Source organism: Inediibacterium massiliense (assembly GCF_001282725.1).
Classification (GTDB): Bacteria; Bacillota; Clostridia; order Peptostreptococcales; family Thermotaleaceae; genus Anaerophilus; species Anaerophilus massiliensis.
Window position 1 is genome coordinate 907505 of the sequence record NZ_LN876587.1, and the last position, 25916, is coordinate 933420.

A 25916-nucleotide genomic window follows, 5' to 3' on the forward strand; every position below is an offset into this window, starting at 1 on the left:
ATTAATATAACTATTATAGATAGTAATAAAAAACATAGAGAAGGAGTAGAAGTATGAAGCAGGATATAATGCAGTATTAATCTAATATTTGGGCAACAGCAGACTTACTAATAGGTGCTAAGAGATTCTTCATCATACAAAAAATACTTCAAAATATTTTTAAGTATCAAATTAGATAAAGAAAAAAATATTCATCAATTGTGGATTTTGAAGATGGATTATCAAGTTATAAAAGATGATGTAGAAGTATACTTTGATAATCGAATTGGAATTGTTAGTCCACCCGAGAAAGAGGAGAATACTAAGAAATCCAAAGATAAGGGTAATGATGAAGATGGCGGAAAACAAATGAAGGTTGATATATTAAAAATAATTCAACAAAAAAATCAAGAAGAAGAAACTATCGGGGAATTAATAAAAGAATTTGAAGAAAAAATTGAAAAACTATTTTTATTTATTATGAAACCAGAGAATGGTAGAAATCTAATAGCTAAAATGAAAGATATAGGAACTGAATTTAATGAAGAAGAAATTCATAGTGATTTTACTAAAATATATAGGAAATTTAAAATTAAGTATAATAGAGAAATTGGAGAATTTTTCTTCAAGGAGACAGAAGATGTTATAGATAAATTATGTGATGATTTTGAGGAATATCTTAATAAGACAACTAAGCAGGAAATTGATATTTATGAAACAGAAGAAATTGCAGAAGAACGCCCTAATTATGAAGTGAAATAGAAGGTAATAAGTATAGTTTCATTTAGTATCAAAGCTGAAGAATTAAAGAAATTAAGAGATATATTGAATGAAATAGAGTTATAGAATGCTCAAAAAGAATTGACTTATTTGTTAGTTCTTTTTGATTCTAGGAGGATAGATAAATGCTTTATACTAATGGAAATTTTCATATTGAAAGCGACTTTGAAATAAGAGTACTTAGAGAAGTGGGAGAAGATGTAGATTTGTTAATTCCTATAGAGGATAGAACACTGAATTTATATATGGATCATCTACCTGATTATTTAAGTAAAAAAATACAGTTTCCTATGATTAAAAACATATTGATTCGATTTTGTACATTGAAAAATAACCCTATTTGTACCATCCATTTTTTAAGAAGTATTGATATTCAGTCTGCTATTGTTAACTTTGAAATGGATTATAGCCATCATTTTTTGCACATAAAAAATAAAGAATATTCTGTAGAACTAATATTTAAAAAACTGTGACGTATTTTAGTTACTTATCAGTTGGAATGGATGGATCTTATTCTTGAGCAAAAATTTAAAAATAAAAACATAGAGGTTTATTTTTAGTGAAATTAAGCACTAATTGTTGGAGGATGGTATAGTAGTGGAGTTTTATTTTTGTATTTAATTGGTTCAAATATCATCATTTTATATGGCATCTCTTTGTACTTGCTGGAAGTACATTACTCTTTTTCTCAATATAGATTTATATATGAGTATACTTATTACTGAAAAAGAATAAATTTGCAAAGAGTGATAGAATATGTTATAATATATAAGTTAGTTTATTTGTTATGCAAAACTAATTAATGTATAATTAGATTATTTTTTGCAATAATTTTATCGTTAGTTTCAAAATTGTTATGAAGATGCTTTTCATTTATGTCTAAGGTTTATAAGAATCTAGATGCCTTCCTTAAGATATATTAGAGTTTTTATACTATCTAATAAAAAGTAGATTTATTCTATTCTTGAATTTTCAATATGAATTATTAAAATAAATAATTACATGATTAATCTCATTCATGCTATATGTGTGCTTACTTCATTATGCTTCTACTAATGGAGGTTATGTATATTGTTAAATTTTTAGATTAATGATGGAGTTATAAAATACACTGATTATTTGCTAACATGCTATTATGTTAGCTTTTTTTGTTACATGATACTTACATGTAAAAAAATAATATGCTAATAAATATAATTCAATTATATTAAAGGAAAATTAAAAATGTAAGAGGAGGTGTTTTAATGACACAACATATAATATTAACACTTATTGGTTTATTTTTAGTAACAACATTTACAAATATTTTAGCAACATTAAAAAGCATACTACTTGCGAAAAATATTATGAACCCGGTTTATCTTTTAGTGTTTATAGATGCTATTATTTTTGCAACAGTGCTAGGCAAAGTTACTAGTTCAAAAGGTTTTCATTTTGCGATTGCATATGCTTTAGGGAAAACATTAGGAGTTTTTATTGGTAGTAAAATCGAAGAACAACTTGCACTTGGTATTTTAGAAGTAGATGTATTTTTAAATAATAAGAGCAAGATGATAGAAATAGCAGAAAAACTTAGAGAAGAAGGATATACAGTGAATAATTTTTTAGCTCGAGGAAATAATGGCGGTAGAAGATATAAGGTAGAGGTTGTTATAACGAGAAAAGAATTTAAAGTATTTGAAAATATTATGCATGAATGTGGTGTAACAGACCCAACTTTAAAGATTAAAAACTTAAGTAAGGTTGAAGGTAAAATTTCTGCCACAAGAATAAAAGTAACTTAAATTTTTTGATACTATAGTTCATTTTCAACTAACATTAGCAAGAACAGAAAAAATGGAGTTTAAAAATGAAACGCTATAGAATCGGTATTAAGCTAGCTAAATATATTTAGCATATAATGGAAAATTAAGAGTTGTAAAAATTAATTACTTAAGATATATTTTCATACGTTTGAAGTATTAAATTATACTTTGCTATTGAATAAAAAATGGGTATAATAAAAAAGAGGTGATAAAAATGAATCAAGTAGGAAAAGTAATAGAGGTTTTAGAAGATCATAGAGCTCAGGTTTTAATGAGAAAACATTCTGCATGTGGAGAATGTGGAGCTTGTCAGTATGGACAAGAAAATATGAATTTAAAAATTATAGCAATGAATCAAGTGAATGCTAAAGAAGGAGATACAGTAGAAGTAAATTTAGAGACACAAAATGTATTAGGAGCAGCTTTTATTGCTTATGTAATACCACTTGTTGCTCTTTTGGTAGGGGTAATTGGGACTAGCTTTATACTCCCTAAAACAGGGTTTACTGGAAATGTAGAAGTATATTCTATAGTAGTTGGATTTATTTTAACTATTATTGCTTTTGGATTTATTAAATTAAATGAAAATTCTTTTAAAAAACAAGATAAATATGTACCAGTGATATCAAAAGTTGTAGAGAATGAAAAATAGAGATTATTAATCTCTATTTTTTTGGGATTTTTTAAATTCAAAAAACATTCTTGTAATAGAAGAAACGAGTAAAATGGCAGCTGCTATACCTCCTGCCATAAACATGGTTTCACTTCCTACTACAGAAAATTTACTAAAGTCTTTTTCCATAGCTGCAAGCATTGCATAATACATTCCAGCTCCTGGAACAAGAGGGATAATTCCAGGAATTACAAATACAGTAACTGTTTCTTTAAATTTTCTAGCAAAAATTTCACTGATGATAGCTACAACGGATGCTCCGACAAAAGAAGCTGCAATCAAGGAGCCAAAATTTTCTCTCCAATATACAAAAGCAATCCATCCACAGCCTCCAACAAAAGAAGCTTTGATGATAGATTTCTGAGGAATATTAAAAAGAATAGCAAATCCAATGGTAGCTAAAAAAGAAAATATAAATTGTAGATGCATTATGAAATCCCTCCAAAAATATAAATCCAAGTATTCATTACAGCTCCAGCCCCAACTGCAATAGCAATAGCTACAATAAAAGCTTCTGCAGTTCTTGCAGCACCAGATAATAGATCTCCAGAAATATAATCTCTTACAGCATTAGTGATTGCTACACCAGGGACCAATATCATGATAGAACTAATAATAATTTTATCAAGGTGCATACCTATTCCCATATGAACAGACAATATGGCTAAAAAAGCTGCAATGGCTCCACCAAATAGATTTTGAATAAAAAAATTAGAATTTAACTTTTCGGTGAAGGATATAGACATATAAATACATACTGATGTGATGAAAACACAAATAAAATCACTATAGGTCGCGCCTAGCATAACTCCAAAAAAAGCAGATGCAATACCTGCTCCAAATATTTTAAGAGGCTTTGGATATTTTGGAAGATGATCAATTTCTTTTAAAATTTCTAGTGCATCTTCAATAGACAAAACAGAACTAGAGACTTTGCGAGAAAAATCATTTACCTTTGAAATTTTATTTAAATCAATAGTTCTTTCTACAATTCTTTTGATGAATGTAAGTACATCTCCACCCTTTTCTCTGCAATCTACAGAAACAAATATTCCAGTAGGTGTTACAAAAGATTCTACATAAGAAATTCTATAGGCTTTGCAAATTCTTATTACGGTATCTTCGACTCTATAGGTTTCTGCACCGTTTTTGAGCATTATTTCTCCTGCATAAAGAGCCATGACTAAAACATCTTTTTCTCTAGAGTTCATATTGTCACTCCTTTATTCTTCCAGCACATTATATCAAAATGGAAATAAGGTTACAATATAGTATGAGCGAAGATTTATATTTTATAGAATTTATACAAAACTTGTAAAATTAAGCAATTAAAATTATAATAAGTATAGGACCTATCATGAAACAAATATACATAGGGAGGAGAATAAAATTATGAATTTTGAAAATGTGAAGAATACGGATAGAGAAGTATTCGATGCTATTGAAAAAGAAATAGAAAGACAAAGAAATAAAATTGAGCTCATTGCATCAGAAAATTTTGTAACAGAAGCAGTAATGGAGGCTATGGGAAGTCAATTAACAAATAAATACGCAGAAGGATATCCTCATAAAAGATATTATGGAGGATGCGAGTATGTAGATATTGTAGAAGATTTAGCAAGAGAAAGATTAAAAGAATTATTTGGTGCAGATCATGCAAATGTACAACCTCACTCAGGGGCAAATGCAAATTTAGCAGTGTATTTTGCAATGCTAAAGCCTGGAGATACAGTTTTGGGTATGAATCTTTCTCATGGAGGACACTTAACTCATGGAAGTCCTGTAAATATCTCAGGAACATATTTTAAATTTATAGAATATGGTGTAGACAAAGAATCAGAAGTGATAGATTATAATGAAGTTTTAAAAATTGCAAAAGAGGCAAAGCCAAAATTAATTGTAGCAGGAGCTAGTGCATATCCTAGAATAATAGACTTTAAGAAATTTAGAGAAATTGCAGATGAAGTAGGAGCATATTTAATGGTAGATATGGCTCATATTGCAGGATTGGTAGCAGCAGGACTTCATCCAAATCCATGTGAGTATGCACATTTTGTAACTACTACTACTCATAAGACTCTAAGAGGACCTAGAGGAGGAGTTATTCTTTGTAAAGAGGAATTTGCAAAAAAGATAGACAAAGCAATCTTTCCTGGAATACAAGGAGGACCTTTAATGCATGTTATTGCAGCAAAGGCAGTAAGCTTTAAAGAAGCTTTAACAGATGAATTTAAGACTTATCAAAACCAAATTATAAAAAATGCAAAAAGATTAGCAGAAGAATTAATTAAAAGAGATTTTAGACTTGTTTCAGGAGGAACAGATAATCACTTACTTCTTTTAGATCTAAGGAATAAAAATATAACAGGAAAAGAAGCTGAAAAACGATTAGATGAAGCAGGAGTGACAGTCAATAAAAATACCATTCCATTTGATCCTGAAAGTCCATTTGTAACAAGTGGTATAAGAATTGGTACTCCAGCCGTTACTACAAGGGGAATGAAAGAAGAGGACATGAAAGATATTGCACAAATTATAGGAATGATTATTGATTCACCAGAAAAGATGGAGGAAGCAAAAAAATTGGTAAAGAAATTGTGTGATAGATTTCCACTATATGAATAAAACATGACTTTTGTCATGTTTTATTCATATAGATATGTTTTACTTGTACAAATGAGAGGAAGAATTTTATGAAAGATTTTACAAAACAGATATTAGAAATATTATTAGAATATATTGATGAAGGAATTCATGTGATTGACCAAGATGGAAAGACTATTTTATATAATAAAACTATGGAAAAACTAGAGGGAATGAAAAAACAAGATGTATTACAAAAGCAATTATTAGAAGTATTTCCCACTTTAAATCAAAATAGTAGTACCCTTTTAAAAGTATTAGGTACAGGACAAAGTATTATAGATCATCCCCAAACTTATTTTAACCATCATGATAAAGAAATTACTACTATTAATACGACCATTCCTATATTTTTAGAAGATGAGAAAGTTGGAGCTTTAGAAATTTCTAAAAATATTACAAAAATAAAGGAATTATCAGATCAAATTATGTCTTTACAAGAACAACTGACTCAACCAGAAAAGCATGTAAAGATAAAAAAAAGATTCACTTTTTTAAGTATTATAGGTGAAAATGAAAACTTTAAAAAAGCTATTGATTATGCTAAGAAGGCCTCTAAATTTTCTTCAAGTGTCCTCATATACGGAGAAACTGGAACAGGTAAAGAACTGGTAGCTCAAAGTATTCACTATGAAAGCTTAAGATCCAATAAACCGTTTTTAGCACAAAATTGTGCAGCCATACCAGAAACTCTATTAGAAGGAATGCTATTTGGAACAGTAAAGGGTGGATTTACAGGAGCTATCGATCGGCCAGGATTATTTGAACAAGCCAATGGAGGGACACTATTTTTAGATGAGTTAAATTCTATGGGAATGCAACTTCAATCTAAACTTTTAAGAGTTTTACAAGAAGGCATGATTAGACGGGTAGGAGGAGTAAAAGATATTCCTATAGATGTAAGAGTCATTGCTAGTACCAATGAGGAACCTTATGAGGCCATTGAAAAAGGACAATTAAGAAAAGATTTATTTTACCGTATTAATGTCATACCCATTACATTACCTCCTTTAAGAGAAAGAAAAGATGATATTAAAGTATTAACAAACTATTTTATACGAAAGTATAATCAACAGCTAAAAAAGGAAATAAAAGGGGTAGAAGAATCTGTATTAGAAGCCTTTCAAAGATATAGATGGCCTGGAAATGTAAGAGAGCTTGAAAATGTCATAGAGGGAGCTATGAATATTATTGAAGAAGAACGAATATTAAAACAAGATCATTTTTCTCCTCAAGCCAATGCAAAAATATTTGCGCTTACTTATCCTATAGAATATGAATTTAAAAAAGACTTACCTACCACTTTAGCTGAAATGGAAAGAAATATGATTCAAAAAGTACTCACATCTTGTAAAGATAATATTACGAAAGCTTCAGAGCAATTAGGAGTCAAGAGGCAAACTCTTCAACATAAGATGAAAAAATATAATATTTCCACAAAATAAGGCGCAAAAATATTTGCGAAAGGCTGCAAAATCATTTGCAGCCTTATTTATTTTTCGGAAAATTTAGACTAAATAGATTAAATATTCTTTATGTCATAGAATAAATATGCACAATACTATCAAAAAAGACATAAATTGATTTATTTTTTATTTTAACACTTGGCATAAAAGTTGCTTTAATAAATATCAAATACAAATTATTTAATTTATGGGAGGGATACATATGGAAAATGTGAAAGTGATTATTTGGGGACTTGGTGCAATGGGAAAAGGAATGGCAGAGATGCTTCTTAAAAAGAAAGGTGTAGACATAGTAGGAGTAGTAGGAAGAGGTAAAAAAATAGGAACAAGTATGTATGATTATTTATCTGTTGAAAGAGGAGACCGACCAGACATTTTATTAGGGGCTTATGATGAAATGATTACAGAGAAAGCTGCAGATGTAGTTTTGATTTGCACAGATTCTTTTACGAAAAATGCATTTGAAAAAATTAAATTTTGCTTAGAGAAGAAAATTAATGTAATTTCTAGTGCAGAAGAAATGTCTTATCCAATGGCTCAAGAACCAGAGCTTGCAAAAGAAATGGATAAAATTGCAAAAGAAAATGGAGTATCTGTATTAGGAACAGGAATCAATCCAGGTCTTATTATGGATTTATTGGTAGTCATTTTAACAGGAGCATGTGAATCTGTAGATCATATTGTAGCAAGGAGAGTAAACAGTTTATCTCCTTTTGGACCTGCAGTAATGGAAGAACAAGGAATAGGTATAACAGTAGAAGCATTTAAAAAAGGTGTAGAAGAGGGAACTTTGGCAGGACATGTAGGCTTTGCTGAATCTGTAACTATGATTGCAGATGCTATTGGTTGGAAATTAAGTGATAAAGTAAAACAAAGCATGGAACCAATTGTTTCAAATGTATATAGAAAGTCACCTTATGCAGAAGTACAACCAGGAGATGTAGCAGGATGCGCTATGAAAGGCTTTGGATATGTAGATGGAGAGCTAAAAATTGAAATGGATCATCCTCAACAAATTGAACCTGAAACAGAAGGAACTCATACAGGGGATTATGTAGAAATTACAGGAGTACCAAATATCAATATGGCTATCAATCCAGAAGTTCCTGGAGGAATTGGAACGATTGCTATGTGTGTAAATATGATTCCTCATATTATTAATGCAAGACCAGGAGTAAAAACTATGATCGATCTTCCTGTACCAAGAGCAATTATGGGAGACATGAGAGATATGATAGAAAGGTAGGGATAAAAATGAAGGTTAAAAAAGGAGATTGGGTACTTACATATCATGTTGTGTTAACTAAAGATCAAAGGGCACCACAGGTTCCAGATGATACAAAAGAGGTTTCACTTGAATCATGGGTAAAGGGTTTTTTACAAGAAGATGCAGAAATTGGTGATGAAGTAACCATAAAAACTATTACCGGAAGAATGGCAAGAGGAAAATTGTTGGAGGTAAATCCAGCTTATCAACATAATTTTGGAAATTTTGTTCCAGAACTTCTTCAAGTAGGGATGCAACTAAAATCTATTCTGTGGGGAGGGGAACAAAATGAATAATACAAGTTATGAAAGTGTAATGGGAAGAAAAAATGAAATTATGAAAAAGGCAGTAGGAATTGATTATAATATTTTTGAATCAGGGGAAATAAGATTTGATTATGAAAAAATGATGAGAGATACAGGTTATAGTTTGGATGAAATTCAAAAAATACAAACAGATACAGGTGTTGGAAATACTCCACTATTAGAGCTTAAAAATTTAACAAAGTTAGCAAGAAAAGTGGCTCCTCAAGGAAAAGGAGCAAGAATATTTATAAAAGATGAAGCTTCGAACCCATCTGGAAGTTTTAAAGCAAGAAGAGCAGCTACTGCTGTATATCATGCAAAAAGATTAGGATACAAAGGTGTGATTGCAGCTACTAGTGGAAACTATGGTGCAGCTGTAGCATCTCAAGCAGCAATGCATGGACTTAAATGTATCATTGTTCAAGAATGTTATGATAGCAAAGGAATAGGGCAGCCTGAAATTATTGAGAAAGCTAGAAAATGCGAAGCTTATGGTGCTGAAGTTGTACAACTTACTGTAGGTCCAGAACTATTCTATACTTTCTTAAGACTTTTAGAAGAAACAGGATATTTCAATGCTTCTTTATATACTCCTTTTGGAATTGCAGGAGTGGAAACGTTAGGATATGAAATTGCTATGCAGTTTAGAGAAAGAGAAGGAAGAGATCCAGATGTAGTAGTTTGTACAAACGCTGGCGGAGGAAACTTAACAGGAACAGCTAGAGGTATTATAAAAGCTGGTGCAGATCAAACTCAAATTGTTGCAGCAAGCGTGAATTTAAGTGGCCTTCATATGGCGAGCGATAGTCAGTTTAATAAAAAATCATTTACTACAGGACATACAGGATTTGGAATACCTTTTGCTACAGGACCAGATCGTTCTGATGTGCCAAGATCTGCTGCAAGACCACTTAGATACATGGATAGATATGTAACAGTAGCGCAAGGAGAAGTGTTCTATATGACAGAAACACTAGCTCAAATTGAAGGATTAGAAAGAGGTCCTGCAGGAAATACATCTCTAACTGCTGCATTTAGTTTAGCTCAAGAGCTAGATGAAGATAAAATTATTGTAGTACAAGAAACAGAATATACAGGAGCAGGAAAACATGTACAGCCTCAGCTTTCTTTTGCTAGAGACAATGGAATCGATATAAGATTTGGAAATCCAAGAGATGAAGTTCCAGGACAAAACATTATATTACCAGAACATCCAAGACTCATTCAGGCACAAGAAGTGGATGTAAACAAACTAAGAAGATCTTATATCAATCATTGTATTGATGATTATGGACAAAAAGAAATCTCTAGTGAAGATTTAGATTTCTTAGTACAAGATACAAAATCTAGCATAGAGTTTGTAAAGGAAATACTCAAAGAGAAAAATATAAAAATTTCTGAATAAAATTGTTTGGCATACATATGTATGCCAAACTTCTCTCAAAATATAGAATTGGGGTGAAAAAATGAAAAGAGCGGATGATTTTGAAAAACGAAGAGACCATTTGAAAAATTTAACAGATGAAGAATTAAAACTAAGATTTTGGGAATTGGCAAATCAATTGGTAGATCCTCTTTTGGATCTTGCATATAAAAATACTTCACCATCTATTGAAAGATCTATCCTTCTTCGTATGGGATTTTCAAGCATGGAGGCAAAAGTTATTGTAGAAGGGGTAAGAGACAGAGGACTTATGGGAAAAGGCGCAGGGCATGTAGTTTATAAGCTTGCAAAATCAAAGAACATGGACATTAGAGATGCAGGAGTTGCCCTTTCTAATGGAGAATACTGGGATGAAGTAATAGATTTATTTAAAGGAGGTGTGCAAAGTGAAACTAGATAAAAATGAAAAATTAGACATTAAAGAAATTTTAAAGGATCTAGATAAATATGTACCAAATAGAAGAGGTTGGGTTTGGAGAGAGAAAAAAAATGATCTACACATGGGGCCTTTTACTTATCAAAACTGTTCAGAGCCTCTTACCCAAAGTGTTCCTTTGCCATCTGCAAAATATTTTGGAGATATTGACCCACAACCTGAGTATTCTATTACTACAGAAATTGCATCCGGTAGGTTTGAAGATGACATAAGAAGAATGAGAATGGCTGCATGGCATGGAGCAGATCATATCATGGTTATTAGAACAGCAGGACAATCTCACTTTGATGGACTCATAGAAGGAACGCCACAAGGAATAGGTGGGATTCCTGTTACAAGAAAGCAAGTTCGTGCTCAAAGAAAAGCACTTGATTTAATAGAAGAAGAAGTAGGAAGACCTATTAACTATCACTCTTATGTTAGTGGTGTTGCAGGACCTGAAATTGCAGTTATGTTTGCAGAAGAAGGAGTAAATGGAGCCCATCAAGATCCTCAATATAATGTTTTGTATAGAAATATCAATATGATTCGTTCTTTTGTAGATGCAGCAGAATCTAAAACAATTATGAAATGGGCAGATATCGCTCAAATTGATGGAGCGCATAATGCCAATGCAACAGCAAGAGAGGCATGGAAGGTAATGCCAGAATTGATGGTTCAGCATTCATTAAACTCAATTTTTTCTGTAAGAGCAGGTATGAAAAAATCTAATATTTGTTTATCAACTGTACCACCAACAGCTCCACCTGCGCCATGTCTTTATATTGACCTTCCTTATGCAGTAGCTTTAAGAGATTTATTCTCTGAATATAGAATGAGAGCTCAAATGAATACGAAGTATATGGAATCTTCTACAAGAGAAGCTACTGTTACCCATGTAATCAATTTATTGATCTCAAGACTTACAAGTGCAGATATTCAATCTACCATTACTCCTGATGAAGGAAGAAACGTACCTTGGCATATCTATAATATAGAAGCTTGTGATACTGCAAAACAAGCATTAGTAGGCATGGATAATATACTAGATTTAGTGGATCTTAAAAAGGAAGGATATCTTCCAGAAAAGGTTAGAGAATTAAAAGAAAGAGCCGTATTATTTATGGAAGAGATGATCAAAGTAGGAGGATATTTTAAAGCCATAGAAGAAGGTTTTTTTATAGACTCTGGTTGCTATCCTGAAAGAAATGGAGATGGAATTGCAAGAAAGAGTGATGGAGGAGTAGGAGTAGGAACTGTTTATGAGAGAGATGAAGATTATTTTGCTCCAGTTACAGCTCATTTTGGATACAATAATGTATCTCAATATGATGAGTCAGCAGTAGATGACCCTGCAAAATTAATTGGAGGCTGTACCTTTGAAAAACCAGAAAAAATTGTCTATATAGATGAATTAGATGAAACAGATAATGTAAATGTAAGATTAGAAGAAACAAAAGAATTAAGAGAATCTAGTAAAATCAAGCCAGAAGTAGAGTGGCTAGGAGATGGAATTGTCCAAATGGATTTATTCTTACCAACTAGTAGAAGAATTGCAGAAGTAGCAGCTGTAGAAATTGGAAAGAAAATGGGACTTGTAGATCCTGAAGTGATTCATAAAGAAATTATGCATCCATGTGAAGGTACAAGAATACAATTAAAAGGAAAAATAGATTTTAGTATAGATGTAGATCAATTAGTTATTCCTCCAGAGCCTGAGATTATGTCTGATGAAGAAATTCGTCAGGATATTGAAGAAACTCCAATGAAGATTGTTGCTGCAACAGTAGGAGAAGATGAACATTCTGTAGGACTAAGAGAAATTATTGATATTAAACATGGAGGAATTGAAAAATATGGTATTGAATGTCATTATTTAGGTACATCTGTTCCAGTAGAAAAATTAGTAGATGCAGCCATAGAATTAAATGCAGACGCCATACTAGCATCTACAATTATTAGTCATGATGATATCCATTATAAGAATATGAAGAGGATTCATGAATTGTGTGTAGAAAAAGGTATAAGAGATAAAATAATGATTGCTTGTGGAGGAACACAAGTTACACCTGAAATAGCAGTAAAACAAGGAGTAGATGCAGGTTTTGGAAGAGGTAGTAAAGGCGTTCATATGGCTACATTCCTAGTTAAAAAAAGAAGGGAAATGCAAAATGAAAATTGATCTGTTAGTAGCAGAAATTGGAAGTACTACTACTGTAGTGAATGCCTTTTTAGGCATTCACACTAGTGATCCTAAATTTTTGGGTCAGGGGCAAGCTCCTACTAGTGTATTAGAAGGAGATGTAACCATTGGTCTTGAAGGAGCTATTGAGGATTTAAGAAAAAGTTTAAACCTATCTAGCATTGATTATGAAGAGATGCTTGCTACAAGTAGTGCAGCAGGGGGACTCAAAATGAGTGTACATGGACTTGTTTATGATATGACAGTTCGTGCTGCAAAAGAAGCTGCATTAGGAGCAGGAGCAATTATTCATCAAGTAACAGGAGGTAAGTTAAGAAGGACAGATATAAAAAAGATAAAAGAAATCAGTCCAAATCTTATATTGATTGCTGGAGGAGTAGATTACGGAGAAAGAGATACAGCCCTTTTGAATGCAGAAATGATTGCTGATTCAGGAATCAAAGCACCTATTATTTATGCAGGTAATATTGAAAATCAAGAAGAAATTCGTGAAATATTTAAAGAGAAAGAAAATAAGCTATATGTTGTAGAGAATGTATATCCTAAAATAGATGAATTAAATATTGAACCTACTAGAAAAGTTATTCAAGATGCATTTGAAGAGCATATTATCCATGCACCGGGCATGAGTAAGGTCAGAACTATGATTACAGGACCAATTATTCCTACTCCTGGGGCAGTTATGGAAGCATCAAAGGTATTGCAAGAAGAGATAGGAGATTTAATGACTCTGGATGTAGGGGGAGCCACAACAGATATTCATTCTGTTACAGAAGGAAGCGAAGAAATCAGCAGAATTTTAATTAGTCCTGAGCCTACTGCAAAAAGAACGGTAGAAGGAGACTTGGGAGTTTATGTAAATATGAAAAATATTGTAGATAGGATTGGAAAAGATGTTTTATCCAAAAAACTAAATTGTGATGTGGAAGAATTAATCAAACAACATAAACCTATTCCAGATACAGATCAACTAAAGGAGTTTGTAGAATTATTGACGGAAGAAGCAGTTTTAACTTCTGTTTATCGCCATGGAGGAAAATTAAGGAATTTATATGGTCCTGCGGGAAAGAAGACATTTGCAGAAGGAAAAGATCTTACCAATATCAAATGGATTATTGGAACTGGAGGAGCACTCACTAGGCTTCCTCATCGGGTAGAAATATTAAAACAAATAGCAAAAAGTAATAAGGGAGATTATTTGCTCCCAAATAAAGAAGCAAAAATACTTATTGATGATGATTATATTATGGCATCTTTAGGAGTTTTATCTAAAAAATATAAAGAAGCTGCTTTAATTTTAATGAAGAAGAGTTTAGGCTTACTATAACTCTAAGTAGTTTGCAGACAAAGTCGTAAAAAACGTCACTAACTTTTAAATTTGGAAAATATATAGAAACGATCAAAAATAGCATTACAAACTCGCTTTGCTCAAACAGTGTAATGCTAATCATTTTTTTCACTTATTCTATATTTTCACAAATTCTCAGTAATTGTTCCTTGTTTTTATGACTTTGCTAAAATATAATTTGTTAACAGTATGAGCCGGGATATATCCCGGCTGTTTATGTAAAGGGAGGCAAAAATATGAATCGATGCCCAAGAATTGAAGTAGACATCAAAAAAATAGAGCATAATACAAAAGTGTTGGTAGATTTATGTGAAAATATTCAAATAGCAGGAGTAACTAAAGTATTTTGTGGACATGAAGAAATTGCAAAGGCCATAGTTAGAGGAGGAGTAAATTTTTTAGCAGATGCTAGAATTGAAAATTTAAAGAAATTAGAAAACATAAATATACCAAAGATTCTTTTAAGACTACCCATGAATAGTCAAGTAAAAGAAGTAGTGACTTATTCAGATATAAGTCTCAATTCTGAAATCAAAACCATAAAAAATCTTTCAAAAGAAGCCATCAAACAAAATAAAAAGCATAAAATTATTTTGATGATAGATTTAGGAGATCTAAGAGAAGGAATATGGGGAGATCCTATAGATACAATAAAAGAAATAAAAGATTTAGAAGGAATAGAAATAATAGGAGTAGGAACCAATCTAACTTGTTATGGAGGAGTTATTCCATCAGAAGAAAATCTTGGTAGATTGATAAAAATTAGGGAAGAAATAGAAGAAAGATTTAATATTTCTTTATCCATTTTATCTGGAGGAAATTCAAGTAGTTTGTATTTAATAGAAAAGGGACGTATGCCATCAAAGATTAATCATTTAAGATTAGGTGAAGCGATTGTATTAGGAAGAGAAACAGCTTATGGAGATAAAATAGAAAATACATATGAAGATGCTTTTACTTTTGTTGCTGAAATTATAGAATTAAAGGAAAAACCTTCTGTTCCTATAGGAGAAATAGGAATGGATGCATTTGGTAATAAACCCATATTTGAAGACAATGGAATTCGAAAAAGAGCTATTTTAGCAGTAGGAAGACAAGATGTTCAAACAGAAAATATTATTCCTATAGATGAAAATATGAAAATTTTAGGAGCAAGTAGTGATCATTTAATATTAGATATAACAGATGCAAAAGACAAATATGAAGCAGGAGATGAAGTAAGATTTAAACTTTCCTATGGAGGAATACTTCAGCTTATGACATCTTCTTATATAAATAAAATCATTCAGTTATAAAAATAGTATAAGACAGGTTATGCCTGTCTTATTTTTGTGTATTCAATAATATTATAGATGTTTTATTCTTTCTTTTGAAACTTTATGGTAGGATTCTTCATATGGTAAAAGGGGGGATAAAATGATCTGTAATGAAAGTTATGAAAAAATAAAAATTGGACAAAAAGCAAGTATTACAAAAATGATTACTGAAGAAGATGTTTTAATGTTCTCTGAAATCAGTCAAGATATCAATCCTCTTCATATGGATAAAAATTTTGCAAAGCAAAGTATGTTTAAAAAAAGAATTGTTCATGGATTTTTAGTAGCATCTCTTATTTCTGCTGTGCTAGGAACAAAGCTTCCAGGTGCGAATACCATCTATTTGAGCCAAGATCTTCAATTTTTAGCACCAGCTTTTATTGGAGATATCTTAACAGCTACTGTAACAGTTTTAGAGAAAAAAGATCATAAAAACATTATTATATTAGAAACGATTGTAACGAACAAAGCACAGAAAGTAATATTAAAGGGAAAAGCAGTTGTAAAGAAAATAGATTAAAAATATTAAAAAGTATAGACAGAAATGAATTATGTTTAACAATGTCATTAATTGATAATGAAGAATATAATATTAAAAAAAGTATTTGGAGTTGATGTGTATGGTGTATGAGAAAGAAAAATATCTTATTGTATTTACATCTAACTACCATGGATACTATATGGAGGAGTTATTTAGAAGAAATAATATTAAAAATACTTTTAGAAAGGCTCCAAGAGCTGTGGGGCAGTCTTGTCATACAGCTATTTATATACAAGAAAAGGATTTGGAATTAGCAATAAAGCTTGTTTTAAATTCTAAAATATTACCTCAAGGTATTTATGAAATCATTCCTAGGGGAAGTCTATTAGATTATAAAAAATTGGAAATTAAATACAAATAGGAAGGAGAAGTATTTTGGCTAGACAGGGTATCAGTAAGAGATCCTATATAGAAAGAAACAGTAAAAAGGCACAGGATCAACAAGGAGCTGCTACAGAGGCGAATGGACCTTATTCTCATTCAGAAGGAATACAGTCTATTGCAAATGGAGATGGATCTCATGCAGAAGGAATTTTAACAAAAGCAGATGGAGCAGCATCTCATGCAGAAGGGTTTTGTACTCATGCTAGTGGAGAAGGAGCTCATATAGAAGGTCAATTTGGAATGGCAAAGGGAAAGGCTTCACATGGAGAAGGACAATTAAGTATAGCTTATGGAGAATCCTCCCATGCAGAAGGACAATCAACAAAAGCAAATGGAGCAGCATCTCATTCACAAGGTACAGAAACAATAGTAGATGGAAATAGTGCTCATGGAGAAGGATGGCATACTCAAGCAGAAGGATTTGCTTCTCATGCCCAAGGAATTGAAAGCATAGCTAAGGGAGATGGATCCCATGCTCAAGGTTGGGGAACAAAAGCTACAGGGATATGTTCTCATTCTCAAGGCATGAAAACTAGTGCTGAAGGAAGATATTCTCATGCTCAAGGAGATGAGACTATAGCTAAAGGAACATGTTCTCACGCTCAAGGATATAAAACTACTGCCAGTGGTATGTATTCTCATGCTCAAGGAAAGGGAACGAATACCAATTATTTTTGTGGGACACATATTATGGGCAAATATGGAGATGCAGATGCACCTTATTCTTGGTATATAGCCAATGGAATCAGTGAACAAATAAAAGGGATTGGTGGAAAGATAGTAGGGCAAACTGGAAATATGGATATTGATGGAACATATGGGAGCTTTTATAATGGGTATGGAGAAATGTTTGAAACAATAGATGGGAAAGGCATAGATATAGGATATTTTGTAACTTTAGAAGGAAGAAAAATCAGAACAGCAAATCACCAAGATGATTATATTTTAGGGGTTACTACAAAGAATCTAGCTGTAATAGGAGGTCATAAAGAATTAAGATGGAGAAATAAATATACTACAGATGAATGGGGAAATGTTCAATATGAAAATACATGGATTGCACCAGATCAAGGAGGAAACAATTCATATGAAATAATACCCATAGTAAATAAACAATGGGATGAAAATAAAGAATATATACCAAGAAGAAATAGAGAAGAATGGATTTATGTAGGGCTATTAGGGCAAATTCTTGTAAGAGATGATGGTACTTGCAAAATAGATGGATATTGTAAAGTAAATCAGGATGGAATTGCAACAAATGCTTCCGTAGGATATAGAGTATTAGAAAGGATTTCATTGAATCAAATATTAATATTGCTAAGATAGAAAAGGTCTTGTTATAGACCTTTTCTTTTGGAATAACCATTGTGATATTATCATATAATGAATGGAAAAAGAAGGGGTGATCATATGGAAAAGAGAAGATTATCTTCTATTTTACAAATGGATAAAAATATAAAAGTATATAAGGATGGAATATATAAAAGCTTAGGATTTATAAAGGAACATGAAAAAGAAGACTTATTGGTATTTTTAAATGATGAAAAATATTTATCTGATTTAGAAAAGAATCCTAATATTAGCTGTGTAATTTGTTCTGAAAATATTTTAGAAAAAATAAAAGACAAGGATATAGGTATATGTATAGCCAATGATCCAAAGATTACCTTTTATAGATTGCATAATGATTTAGTAAAAAATACAGAGTTTTATGGAAAAAAGTTTAAAAGCCAAATTAGTATGACGGCACAGATTCATCCAACAGCATATATATCAGATCACAATGTAATTATTAAAGATGGAGTGAAAATAGAGGCAAATGTTACTATATTGAATGATGTATATATTGGAGAAAACACCATTATAAGAGCAGGATGTGTGATCGGAACAGAGGGATTTCAGTTTGCAAGAATAGAAAATGATATTTTACCTATATCTCATGCAGGAAAAGTAATTATTCATGATCATGTAGAATTTCAAGCCAATTGTTGTGTATCTAAAGGAATTTTTGGTGAGGCCACAGAAATTGAAGAGAAATGTAAATTTGATAATTTAGTTCATATTGCTCATGGGGTACATATGGGAAAAAGATGTTTGGTTGCAGCAAATGCTATGATTGCAGGATATACAACTATTGGAGAAGATGTGTGGATTGGACCTTCTGCAAGCATTAGCAATATGCTTGATATAGGAGATGAGGCGAATATAAAGATAGGTGCAGTTGTCACGAAAAATGTAGGAGACAGACAATCTGTTAGTGGAAATTTCGCCATTGATCATGATAGATTTATTTCTTTTTTAAAATCTATTCGATGAATCAATGGCGAATATATTAAATAATACCCTCTTTTTTTAAAGTATCTAACATATAGAGTATCCTATTTTCATAGGAATGTTGTGATATAGTAGTATGACCTTGTGATTGTATTTTTTTTCTTTCTTGTGGATGTTTTTGATAATAATGGATATAATGAATTGTTTCTTCAGGAGATGAAGAAGCAATGAGATCGTATCCAGGTTTGAAGATTTTCCTTACACCTAAGGTGTCAGAGGTTATTAAAAATCCTCCACAACCTAGTATTTCATAAGTTCTTTGAGTAAGCTGTGTATTTTTATTTTGGAGACCTAAAATGATATCAGCAGAAGAATAAACTTTGTTTGCATCTAAATAATGTAAATATCCGTGAATCCAATCCTTTGGAATTTCAACACCCATAATATCTTTCATCAAATCCCAATCATTTCCCCAAAAGTCAACCCTTATATTTTTTTGAATCAATGGGGTAATTAAATTTTTTATGGATTGATGACGATAAAGATAAGGATATTGGTTCAATATAGTAGGATAAGGATTGGCAATGACTGCAATAGAACACTTATATTTAGGATCAGGCTCTGTCTTATAATGAATACTAGGAAGATATCCATAGTCCATATGAGCTGCTTTAAATCCTAATTTTTTAAAATAATCCACTCTTTCTTTACAGATAGTGAATACAAAATGAGGACGAACAGTTCTTATATAAGGAAGTACCGCTGTATCTGTATGATCAGGATCTTCTAAGGACCAGTAAATATGAGGAATATTTGTCTTTAGAATATGTTTGGCAATCCAATGATAATATTGAGGAGTTTGATAAATTCCCCATCCCATAGAGATGATAAGATCAGGCTGAAATTCATGAATCATTTGAGGAATATGATACTCTGTCTGTAGACCTTCTATTCCAGAAATTTTTATTTCATGGCCTAAATTTTTAAATGCTTGGGGTAGTAGGTATTCCCATACTACACTAGATTCAATAAAAAATATACGCAATAGAGCACCTCCTTTACAAAAAGTATTGTAGAATGCAAAATCCCTATCACAAGATAGAGATTTTACATTTTTTAATTTTACTTAAAATTTTATTTGCAGTGATTAAATTATTAAGACCATCATTTCCATCTACAAAAGGAGATTTATTCATTTGTATACTTGTTACAAAGGAAACAATCTCATTTTTTAGAGGATTTTTATCAGGGATATAAATATTCTCTACAATTCCATCTAGAGAATATTTTTTTTGATTATTTATATGAGAATATCTTGAAATAGTTATGGATCTTTTTAGAAAGTCTACATCAATATAGGTATTCTTTGTATGAATTACAAGTTCTCGTATCTTTTCTTCTGTAATACGACTAGCTGTAAGACTAACTAAAATATGATTTTCATATTCAATAAGAGCTTGGGCATAATCTATGGATTCATGGCTATAAATAGATTGGCCTTGTGCAAAGATATTTTTTATAGAAGAAGTTATAATATAGTGCATAATATCTATATCATGAATCATAAGATCATGAATGACATCTGTGTCAGAGATTCTATTGGTATAAGGGCTAAGTCTCCTAAATTCTAAAGAGATAATTTCTTCATCCTTTAGAATCTTTGAAAGCTCATCTATGACTGGATTAAATCTCTCAATGTGGCCAACTTGCAGAATGATTTTATTTTCTTTGCATAGATCTATTAATTTTTTGGCTTCATCAGGAGTTTTGCAAATAGGTTTTTCCATTAAAATATGCTTTTGTTTCTTTGCACATAATATGCCATATTTAAAGTGAAAAGAAGTAGGAACACAAATAATGACAGCATCTATTTTTTTTAAGAGATCATTTATTTCTGAAAAAAAAGGGGTATCTAATTGTTCTGATATTTCTTTTGCTTTTTTATGATCTATATCAAAAAATCCTACTAAATTGATATTCTTTATTTCTTTACAGAGTTGTATATGTTTTTGTCCCATGTTTCCTGCTCCTATAATCCCTATATTTAAATTATTCATAAAGATTAATGACCTCAATAATTTTTAAAATTTCCTCTTTAGATAAAAGAGGATGAACGGGGATAGATACCACTTCTTGACTGATTTGAAGGGCAATAGGAGTAGTTGTAGGATCATATCCAAGCTCTTTATAATAAGGTTGAGTATTGAGTGGAATAGGATAATAAATGCCATATCCAATATTATTTTCTTCTAAATGTTTTATGAATGAAGTGCGATTTTTTACTTTTACTGTATATTGATGATATACAGGATCACACTTAGAAGGTACAAAAGGAAGTGTGATTTGATTATTTTTTATATTTTCATTATAAAATTTGGCATTTTCTTTTCTTTTATCATTAAAATCATTTAATTTATTTAATTGTTCAATTCCTAAAGCTGCAGCAATATTTGTCATTCTAAAGTTATAACCAAGCTGTGTATGAAGATACCTTTCTTTTTGACCATGACTGATGATTCTTTGTATATTTTCATAAATACTTTTATCCTTTGTAAGAATCATGCCACCTTCTCCAGTGGTCATATTTTTAGTGGGGTAAAAGCTATAAGCAGATGTAGTGCCAAAGGTTCCTACATATTGATCATTATATTTTGCTCCATGAGCTTGAGCACAATCTTCTATGAGAAGTAAATTGTATTTTTTTACAAGCTCCATAATCCTGTCCATATTACAAGGAAGTCCAAATAAGTGTACAATCAATATGCCTTTGATATCTTTATGAACTTTTAGAAGTTCTTCTACATGATTTACATCTATATTGAATGTATTAGGATCAATATCAGCAAAAATAGGGATGGCTCCTTCAAATAATAAACTGTTGGCGGTAGCTGCAAAAGTAAAAGGTGTGGTAATAATCTTGTCTCCTTTTTTGATATTACATGCAATGATAGCTGCATGAAGAGCTGTTGTTCCAGATGATGTGGCTACTCCATAAGGCATTTTAAAATAAGTTGCAAAATCATTTTCAAAATCTGAAACGACTTGACCGGATGCTATATTTCCACTTTTTAGTACTTGTTGTACATGAAATATTTCTTCAGTTCCAATACTGGGCTTTGCAATTGGAATCATTGAATCTACTCCTTTATATAAAAATTTAAACAATCTTTTCTCTTGATTTATCATATACTTAGAGTGTTTTTTTTGTGTCATAATTTTTTATATAAAAAAATAAATAGGCATGTGATGCCTATCCAAAAAGCTTTTGAATCCAATTTTTATTATTATTGTTTTCTAATTCCATTTTCAAATTATTGTTTTCTTTTTTATATTTTTCTAAAAGAGAAGATATTTTTTCATGTTCTTGAGTAAATTGATTGATTTTTTCTTGATAGATTTCACTATTTTTTCTTATTCTATCTATATACTCTTTATTTTGTATCTCAAGTCGATTGATTTCTTCTTTTAAATAATTGATATTACCCTGTAATGCTTGTAAAAGTTTATTTTTATTTTCTAGTTCATTATTTTTTTTATATAATTCTCCTTTTAAACTGTTAGAGGATTTTTCAGTATTCAAATCAACATAAGAAGGATTATGAATAGGAATCACATCATATGAAACTTTTGACAATATATAATTTCCTTTATAAGGAATAGAAAAAGATTGATCATTTTTAATAAGTTTAAGGATAAAAATATCATTAGAAGAAGGATCTATATTAGATGGTTTATTCCAAACATTAGATATAGTTTTGAATGGTTTAGATGAATAATAAATCGTATCATCTATTATTCCATACGCAGTAAGTAAATCTTTTTGCAAAAGAAGAATACAACTTATAAAGGGGGCAGTACTACTTATAATAATTTGAGGATCATCAGAAGAATTTTGATTTTCTTTTATAGATACATACTTTATACAATAAGATTTTTTAATTTTATCTGCAAATAAAATATGAATTGTATTCTGATCATCTATGAAAGCATCTATTAAAAAATTTTTTAAAAATATACAAGGACATAAGAAAATAGGGGTTTCCCAATAATCATTTTTGGTAGAAAGCTTTGTAAGAGTTAAATCATAAATCATATTTTGTTTTTTTAAGTAAATACAATAAAGATTATTATGAAAATCTTTTATTAGAATATAGGGCTTAATTTTCTCTTTTAAGTAAAGTCTATGAATGACATCTTTTTTCCATATTTCATCCTTTTTATAGTAAGAGAGAATGGACCATTCAAAAGGAGACGAAAGATTATGCCAACAAAATAAGATATAAGGAAATTCCAATGAAAATTTAATGCTGATATATTTAAATTCTTCCAATTCAAAATTTACCTCATACAATAAATAAAAAAACCATTCTTTGTTTTCTTCATACATATAAAAAAGCTTTCCTTCTTCATCTAAGAGTACAATTCCTATATGATTACTTTTAGTTATATCTACATCAAATTCTAGTACTTTTTTTTCATATAATATAATATCCTCTTCTTTGTATTGATAATGAAGGATAGATCCATCATCTATATAAAATCGTAAAATATCTTTATTGGTATTTAAAATAATATTTTTAGAAAAGCACATGATCATCACCTACCCATTTTAAATATATTAATGATATAAATATATTATGAAAAAGATTTTATAAAGAATTTATGAATTTGAATCACCAAAAGAAGTCTAGATACATAATATACAAGTAAAGAAGCATGATTCATACCTACTTAAAAAGTATTTTATGGGTAGAAGGGGGAAAATATATGTATAAGTCAACATCTTGTGGAACGAGCATATACACTCCAGGTGTAATTCCAGAGGAAATAAGAGAACAATTTGGAAATGCATGTGAATTAGTATGTGTTCAAGTTCCTAAAGTTTATGATTCATGTCTATTAAGAGTATGCTTAGTAGGAAATGCTAAAAAAGCAAACCCAAAAGAAGGTATTTTATTTGATCCAGATCTTAAAGTAAGAATTGATTGTAGTGCAGATGGTATTGTAAACCCAAGAGTAGTTGGAATTGTACCAGGATCTTTTAAAGTATTGGATAAAAAGAGTATGTCATCAGATCCAGATAGAAAGTTTATTACTTTCACTTATCAATTAAGGATTTTATATGATATTGTATTTGATGATGGAACTATCTCTAGAGATAATGAGCTTTTATTAAGAAGAAGTGAAACAGTAGGACCTATATATTGTCCAGAGTCATTGGCAATTATTAGAGAAAGTAAGGTAGATCAATCAGGAACCATTCATCCAGCTGAAGATGTAGATGATGAAATTGTGAAATTAGAGATTATAGCAAAAGTTTTAGATGCACAAATTATAAGGGATGATTGTAAGACACCTTGTGACCCTTATGATGATCAATGCTTTGCAGTATTTACAGTAGGAATTTATCACATTATAAAATGTGAATTAATTGTACAATTAGTTATTCCAGCATTTGGATTCTGTCCACCACCTGCTCCATGTGAAAGAATGGGAGAACCTTGTGAGATATTCAATCAAGAACTTCCTCCAGATTTCTTCCCACCACAATTAGATAATTTTATTACAGGACCTGGAATAGATTGTTAAATAATTTTAAAAATGCACTGAAAATTTTCAGTGCATTTTTATTTGAATAGATTTTTAAGTTTATTAAGAAAATGATTTTGATTGTTTTCTAAAAGGGCATACAGATTGGAATGTAATTGAAGCAACTCATCTGTTTTTTTACTTTGTGAAATTTGTTGTTGATAGAGAGTATAAAAATTTTTTTTGATTTCTTGTTGCATAGTTTTTATATTTTCTATTTCTTCTGTGAGTTTTAATAGATGATTTTCTTGAGAGAATACATTATTTGTATCATTAACTAGATCAGCTTCTAAATCTTTTGTATCACAAGAAATATCTTCCTGTGGAGAGAAGGATGGAAGATGATGATCTACTCCTATGAGGAAAAATTCATTTTCAAAGAATAACCCATAGCTATTTAAAATTTTTACCTTTTCTAAAGACTTATATTGATTTCCTAATACAGAAATACAAAAAGGTTTATGGTCATTTTCTATATTGATTTCATCAAGGGGACTCCATAATTTTTCGTAAATATTTCTACTTGTGACAAAATATTTATTACTCTCTTTCCATATCATATAAATTTGGTCATCTATTTGAATAAGAATAGGGTGAGTGCTATTTGTATTTATATTAGACAAGCATATAGGCTGGCTCCAATCATTTTTTTGATGATTTGATTTTTCTTGATACATATAAAATATGGTAAGATTATTATCATAAAAGCTAGACCATATAATATGAGTAGATCCAGCAGAGTCACAAAGAATAAAAGGATGAGAATGATCATAATCAGAACTACTGATTTTTATAGGGATGCTCCAGGAATCATATACAATATGATATTTACAATAATATAATTGATATTGTTTTTCATAGGATGATTTAAATACAATATGTATGTGTCCATCAGGGTCAGTATCACAACAAAATGGAACATCATATTTTTCTGTCACCATATCGCATACTTTTCTATTGCTCCAAGAGGAACCGTTCCAATAGTGATGCTTTAATATCCATAATTCGGGATGAATAATATTAGAGATAGCCATAAGAATATGAATATGATCATCCACTATAAATAATTTTAAGTTTTTAAATAGAAAAGATTTGGAATCATATTTTGTAAGATAGCGATATTCCCACTTATGGTCTTGATAGATACAATATTTTAAGTCTCCATAAGAAGAAATACTTACAAGATGAAATACTCCAAAAGAATCCATAGTTACGCAATAATCAATAATATTTTCACTAATTTTTGAAGTTTCATAAAGGGTATGATCTTTGAAAATTTTTAAATAAAGATGATCTTCTTCCATATAAAAATAATATGTAAAGCCTGATAAATCATAACAGATGTATTGAGAAGTACAAGGTATATTCATATTTTTATACCTCCTATAAAAATTTTAATATTATACTGTATGTGTATTTTTATGGATACAAAATTATAACTGTTTTTCAATGAATGAGGAGATTTTCATTCAATTATAATT

25 protein-coding genes are annotated in these 25916 nt (G+C 30.5%); 18 read left to right on the forward strand and 7 right to left on the reverse strand.

Going from position 1 to position 25916, the window contains the following annotated elements; genetic code table 11:
• Window positions 1-213: 213 nt before the first annotated feature.
• The 4 genes from BN2409_RS12900 to BN2409_RS12915 all read left to right on the forward strand — a co-directional run bounded on the left by BN2409_RS12900 (window position 214) and on the right by BN2409_RS12915 (window position 3216).
• Complete coding sequence (locus tag BN2409_RS12900; protein ID WP_207642565.1) at window positions 214-741, forward strand: hypothetical protein; 528 nt, start codon at window positions 214-216, stop codon at window positions 739-741.
• Window positions 742-884: 143 nt separating this feature from the next.
• Window positions 885-1232, forward strand: coding sequence for a hypothetical protein (locus BN2409_RS12905; RefSeq protein WP_053957029.1), 348 nt, complete (start codon window positions 885-887; stop codon window positions 1230-1232).
• A gap of 771 nt (window positions 1233-2003) precedes the next feature.
• Complete coding sequence (locus BN2409_RS12910; RefSeq protein ID WP_053957030.1) at window positions 2004-2543, forward strand: DUF5698 domain-containing protein; 540 nt, start codon at window positions 2004-2006, stop codon at window positions 2541-2543.
• Window positions 2544-2778: 235 nt separating this feature from the next.
• On the forward strand, window positions 2779-3216 hold the full coding sequence (locus tag BN2409_RS12915) for a SoxR reducing system RseC family protein (protein WP_053957031.1): 438 nt from the start codon (window positions 2779-2781) through the stop codon (window positions 3214-3216).
• A 6-nt stretch (window positions 3217-3222) separates the two neighbouring features.
• Here the strand turns inward: BN2409_RS12915 and BN2409_RS12920 are convergent, their stop codons facing one another.
• A complete protein-coding gene (locus BN2409_RS12920; RefSeq protein WP_053957032.1) occupies window positions 3223-3666 on the reverse strand; it encodes a threonine/serine exporter family protein in 444 nt (147 codons plus the stop codon).
• The gene (locus BN2409_RS12925; RefSeq protein ID WP_053957033.1) at window positions 3666-4448 is read right to left on the reverse strand and encodes a threonine/serine exporter family protein; all 783 of its coding nucleotides are present in this window, start codon (window positions 4446-4448) and stop codon (window positions 3666-3668) included. The genes BN2409_RS12920 and BN2409_RS12925 overlap by 1 nt, the downstream gene beginning before the upstream one ends.
• A 181-nt stretch (window positions 4449-4629) precedes the next feature.
• Here BN2409_RS12925 and BN2409_RS12930 point away from each other — a divergent pair, with 181 nt between their 5' ends.
• From BN2409_RS12930 to BN2409_RS12990, 13 genes are all read left to right on the forward strand, one after another.
• On the forward strand, window positions 4630-5862 hold the full coding sequence (locus tag BN2409_RS12930) for a serine hydroxymethyltransferase (protein ID WP_199873024.1): 1233 nt from the start codon (window positions 4630-4632) through the stop codon (window positions 5860-5862).
• Window positions 5863-5930: 68 nt separating this feature from the next.
• Window positions 5931-7325: a sigma-54 interaction domain-containing protein gene (locus BN2409_RS12935; RefSeq protein ID WP_053957035.1), complete on the forward strand. Its 1395-nt coding sequence runs from the start codon at window positions 5931-5933 to the stop codon at window positions 7323-7325.
• Window positions 7326-7548: 223 nt separating this feature from the next.
• On the forward strand, window positions 7549-8592 hold the full coding sequence (gene ord / locus BN2409_RS12940; RefSeq protein WP_053957036.1) for a 2,4-diaminopentanoate dehydrogenase: 1044 nt from the start codon (window positions 7549-7551) through the stop codon (window positions 8590-8592).
• Between the two features lie 8 nt (window positions 8593-8600).
• On the forward strand, window positions 8601-8909 hold the full coding sequence (gene ortA / locus BN2409_RS12945; protein ID WP_053957037.1) for a 2-amino-4-oxopentanoate thiolase subunit OrtA: 309 nt from the start codon (window positions 8601-8603) through the stop codon (window positions 8907-8909).
• On the forward strand, window positions 8902-10323 hold the full coding sequence (gene ortB / locus BN2409_RS12950; protein WP_053957038.1) for a 2-amino-4-oxopentanoate thiolase subunit OrtB: 1422 nt from the start codon (window positions 8902-8904) through the stop codon (window positions 10321-10323). The genes ortA and ortB overlap by 8 nt, the downstream gene beginning before the upstream one ends.
• A gap of 61 nt (window positions 10324-10384) precedes the next feature.
• Window positions 10385-10762 (forward strand): ornithine aminomutase subunit alpha, encoded by a 378-nt coding sequence (locus BN2409_RS12955; protein WP_053957039.1) that lies wholly within the window; start codon window positions 10385-10387, stop codon window positions 10760-10762.
• Entirely contained in the window at window positions 10749-12959 is a 2211-nt protein-coding gene (gene oraE / locus BN2409_RS12960) for a D-ornithine 4,5-aminomutase subunit OraE (RefSeq protein WP_053957040.1), read from the forward strand. Before BN2409_RS12955 ends, oraE begins: the two co-directional genes overlap by 14 nt.
• Entirely contained in the window at window positions 12949-14307 is a 1359-nt protein-coding gene (locus tag BN2409_RS12965; RefSeq protein ID WP_053957041.1) for a GlmL-related ornithine degradation protein, read from the forward strand. The genes oraE and BN2409_RS12965 overlap by 11 nt, the downstream gene beginning before the upstream one ends.
• A gap of 257 nt (window positions 14308-14564) precedes the next feature.
• Window positions 14565-15623: an ornithine racemase Orr gene (gene orr, locus BN2409_RS12970; RefSeq protein ID WP_053957042.1), complete on the forward strand. Its 1059-nt coding sequence runs from the start codon at window positions 14565-14567 to the stop codon at window positions 15621-15623.
• Window positions 15624-15744: 121 nt separating this feature from the next.
• Window positions 15745-16164, forward strand: coding sequence for a MaoC family dehydratase (locus tag BN2409_RS12975; protein WP_053957043.1), 420 nt, complete (start codon window positions 15745-15747; stop codon window positions 16162-16164).
• A gap of 100 nt (window positions 16165-16264) precedes the next feature.
• Window positions 16265-16546: a putative Se/S carrier protein gene (locus tag BN2409_RS12980; RefSeq protein WP_053957044.1), complete on the forward strand. Its 282-nt coding sequence runs from the start codon at window positions 16265-16267 to the stop codon at window positions 16544-16546.
• A gap of 14 nt (window positions 16547-16560) precedes the next feature.
• Window positions 16561-17898 carry a peptidase G2 autoproteolytic cleavage domain-containing protein gene (locus BN2409_RS12985; RefSeq protein WP_053957045.1) on the forward strand — a complete coding sequence of 446 codons (1338 nt, stop codon included), beginning with the start codon at window positions 16561-16563 and terminating at the stop codon, window positions 17896-17898.
• Between the two features lie 84 nt (window positions 17899-17982).
• A complete protein-coding gene (locus BN2409_RS12990) occupies window positions 17983-18888 on the forward strand; it encodes a UDP-3-O-(3-hydroxymyristoyl)glucosamine N-acyltransferase (RefSeq protein ID WP_199873025.1) in 906 nt (301 codons plus the stop codon).
• 16 nt (window positions 18889-18904) lie between these two features.
• Here BN2409_RS12990 and BN2409_RS12995 read toward each other — a convergent pair whose 3' ends face one another.
• The 4 genes from BN2409_RS12995 to BN2409_RS13010 all read right to left on the reverse strand — a co-directional run bounded on the left by BN2409_RS12995 (window position 18905) and on the right by BN2409_RS13010 (window position 23443).
• Entirely contained in the window at window positions 18905-19891 is a 987-nt protein-coding gene (locus tag BN2409_RS12995) for a CgeB family protein (protein ID WP_053957046.1), read from the reverse strand.
• 46 nt (window positions 19892-19937) lie between these two features.
• On the reverse strand, window positions 19938-20903 hold the full coding sequence (locus tag BN2409_RS13000; protein WP_053957047.1) for a Gfo/Idh/MocA family protein: 966 nt from the start codon (window positions 20901-20903) through the stop codon (window positions 19938-19940).
• The gene (locus BN2409_RS13005; protein ID WP_053957048.1) at window positions 20896-21978 is read right to left on the reverse strand and encodes a DegT/DnrJ/EryC1/StrS family aminotransferase; all 1083 of its coding nucleotides are present in this window, start codon (window positions 21976-21978) and stop codon (window positions 20896-20898) included. The genes BN2409_RS13000 and BN2409_RS13005 overlap by 8 nt, the downstream gene beginning before the upstream one ends.
• A 118-nt stretch (window positions 21979-22096) precedes the next feature.
• Complete coding sequence (locus tag BN2409_RS13010) at window positions 22097-23443, reverse strand: hypothetical protein (protein ID WP_199873026.1); 1347 nt, start codon at window positions 23441-23443, stop codon at window positions 22097-22099.
• Between the two features lie 170 nt (window positions 23444-23613).
• On the opposite strand from BN2409_RS13010, the gene BN2409_RS13015 reads away from it, so the two are divergent.
• A complete protein-coding gene (locus tag BN2409_RS13015; RefSeq protein ID WP_053957050.1) occupies window positions 23614-24435 on the forward strand; it encodes a hypothetical protein in 822 nt (273 codons plus the stop codon).
• Window positions 24436-24473: 38 nt separating this feature from the next.
• On the opposite strand, the gene BN2409_RS13020 is transcribed toward BN2409_RS13015, so the two are convergent.
• Window positions 24474-25805, reverse strand: coding sequence for a hypothetical protein (locus BN2409_RS13020; protein ID WP_053957051.1), 1332 nt, complete (start codon window positions 25803-25805; stop codon window positions 24474-24476).
• Window positions 25806-25916 lie beyond the last annotated feature (111 nt).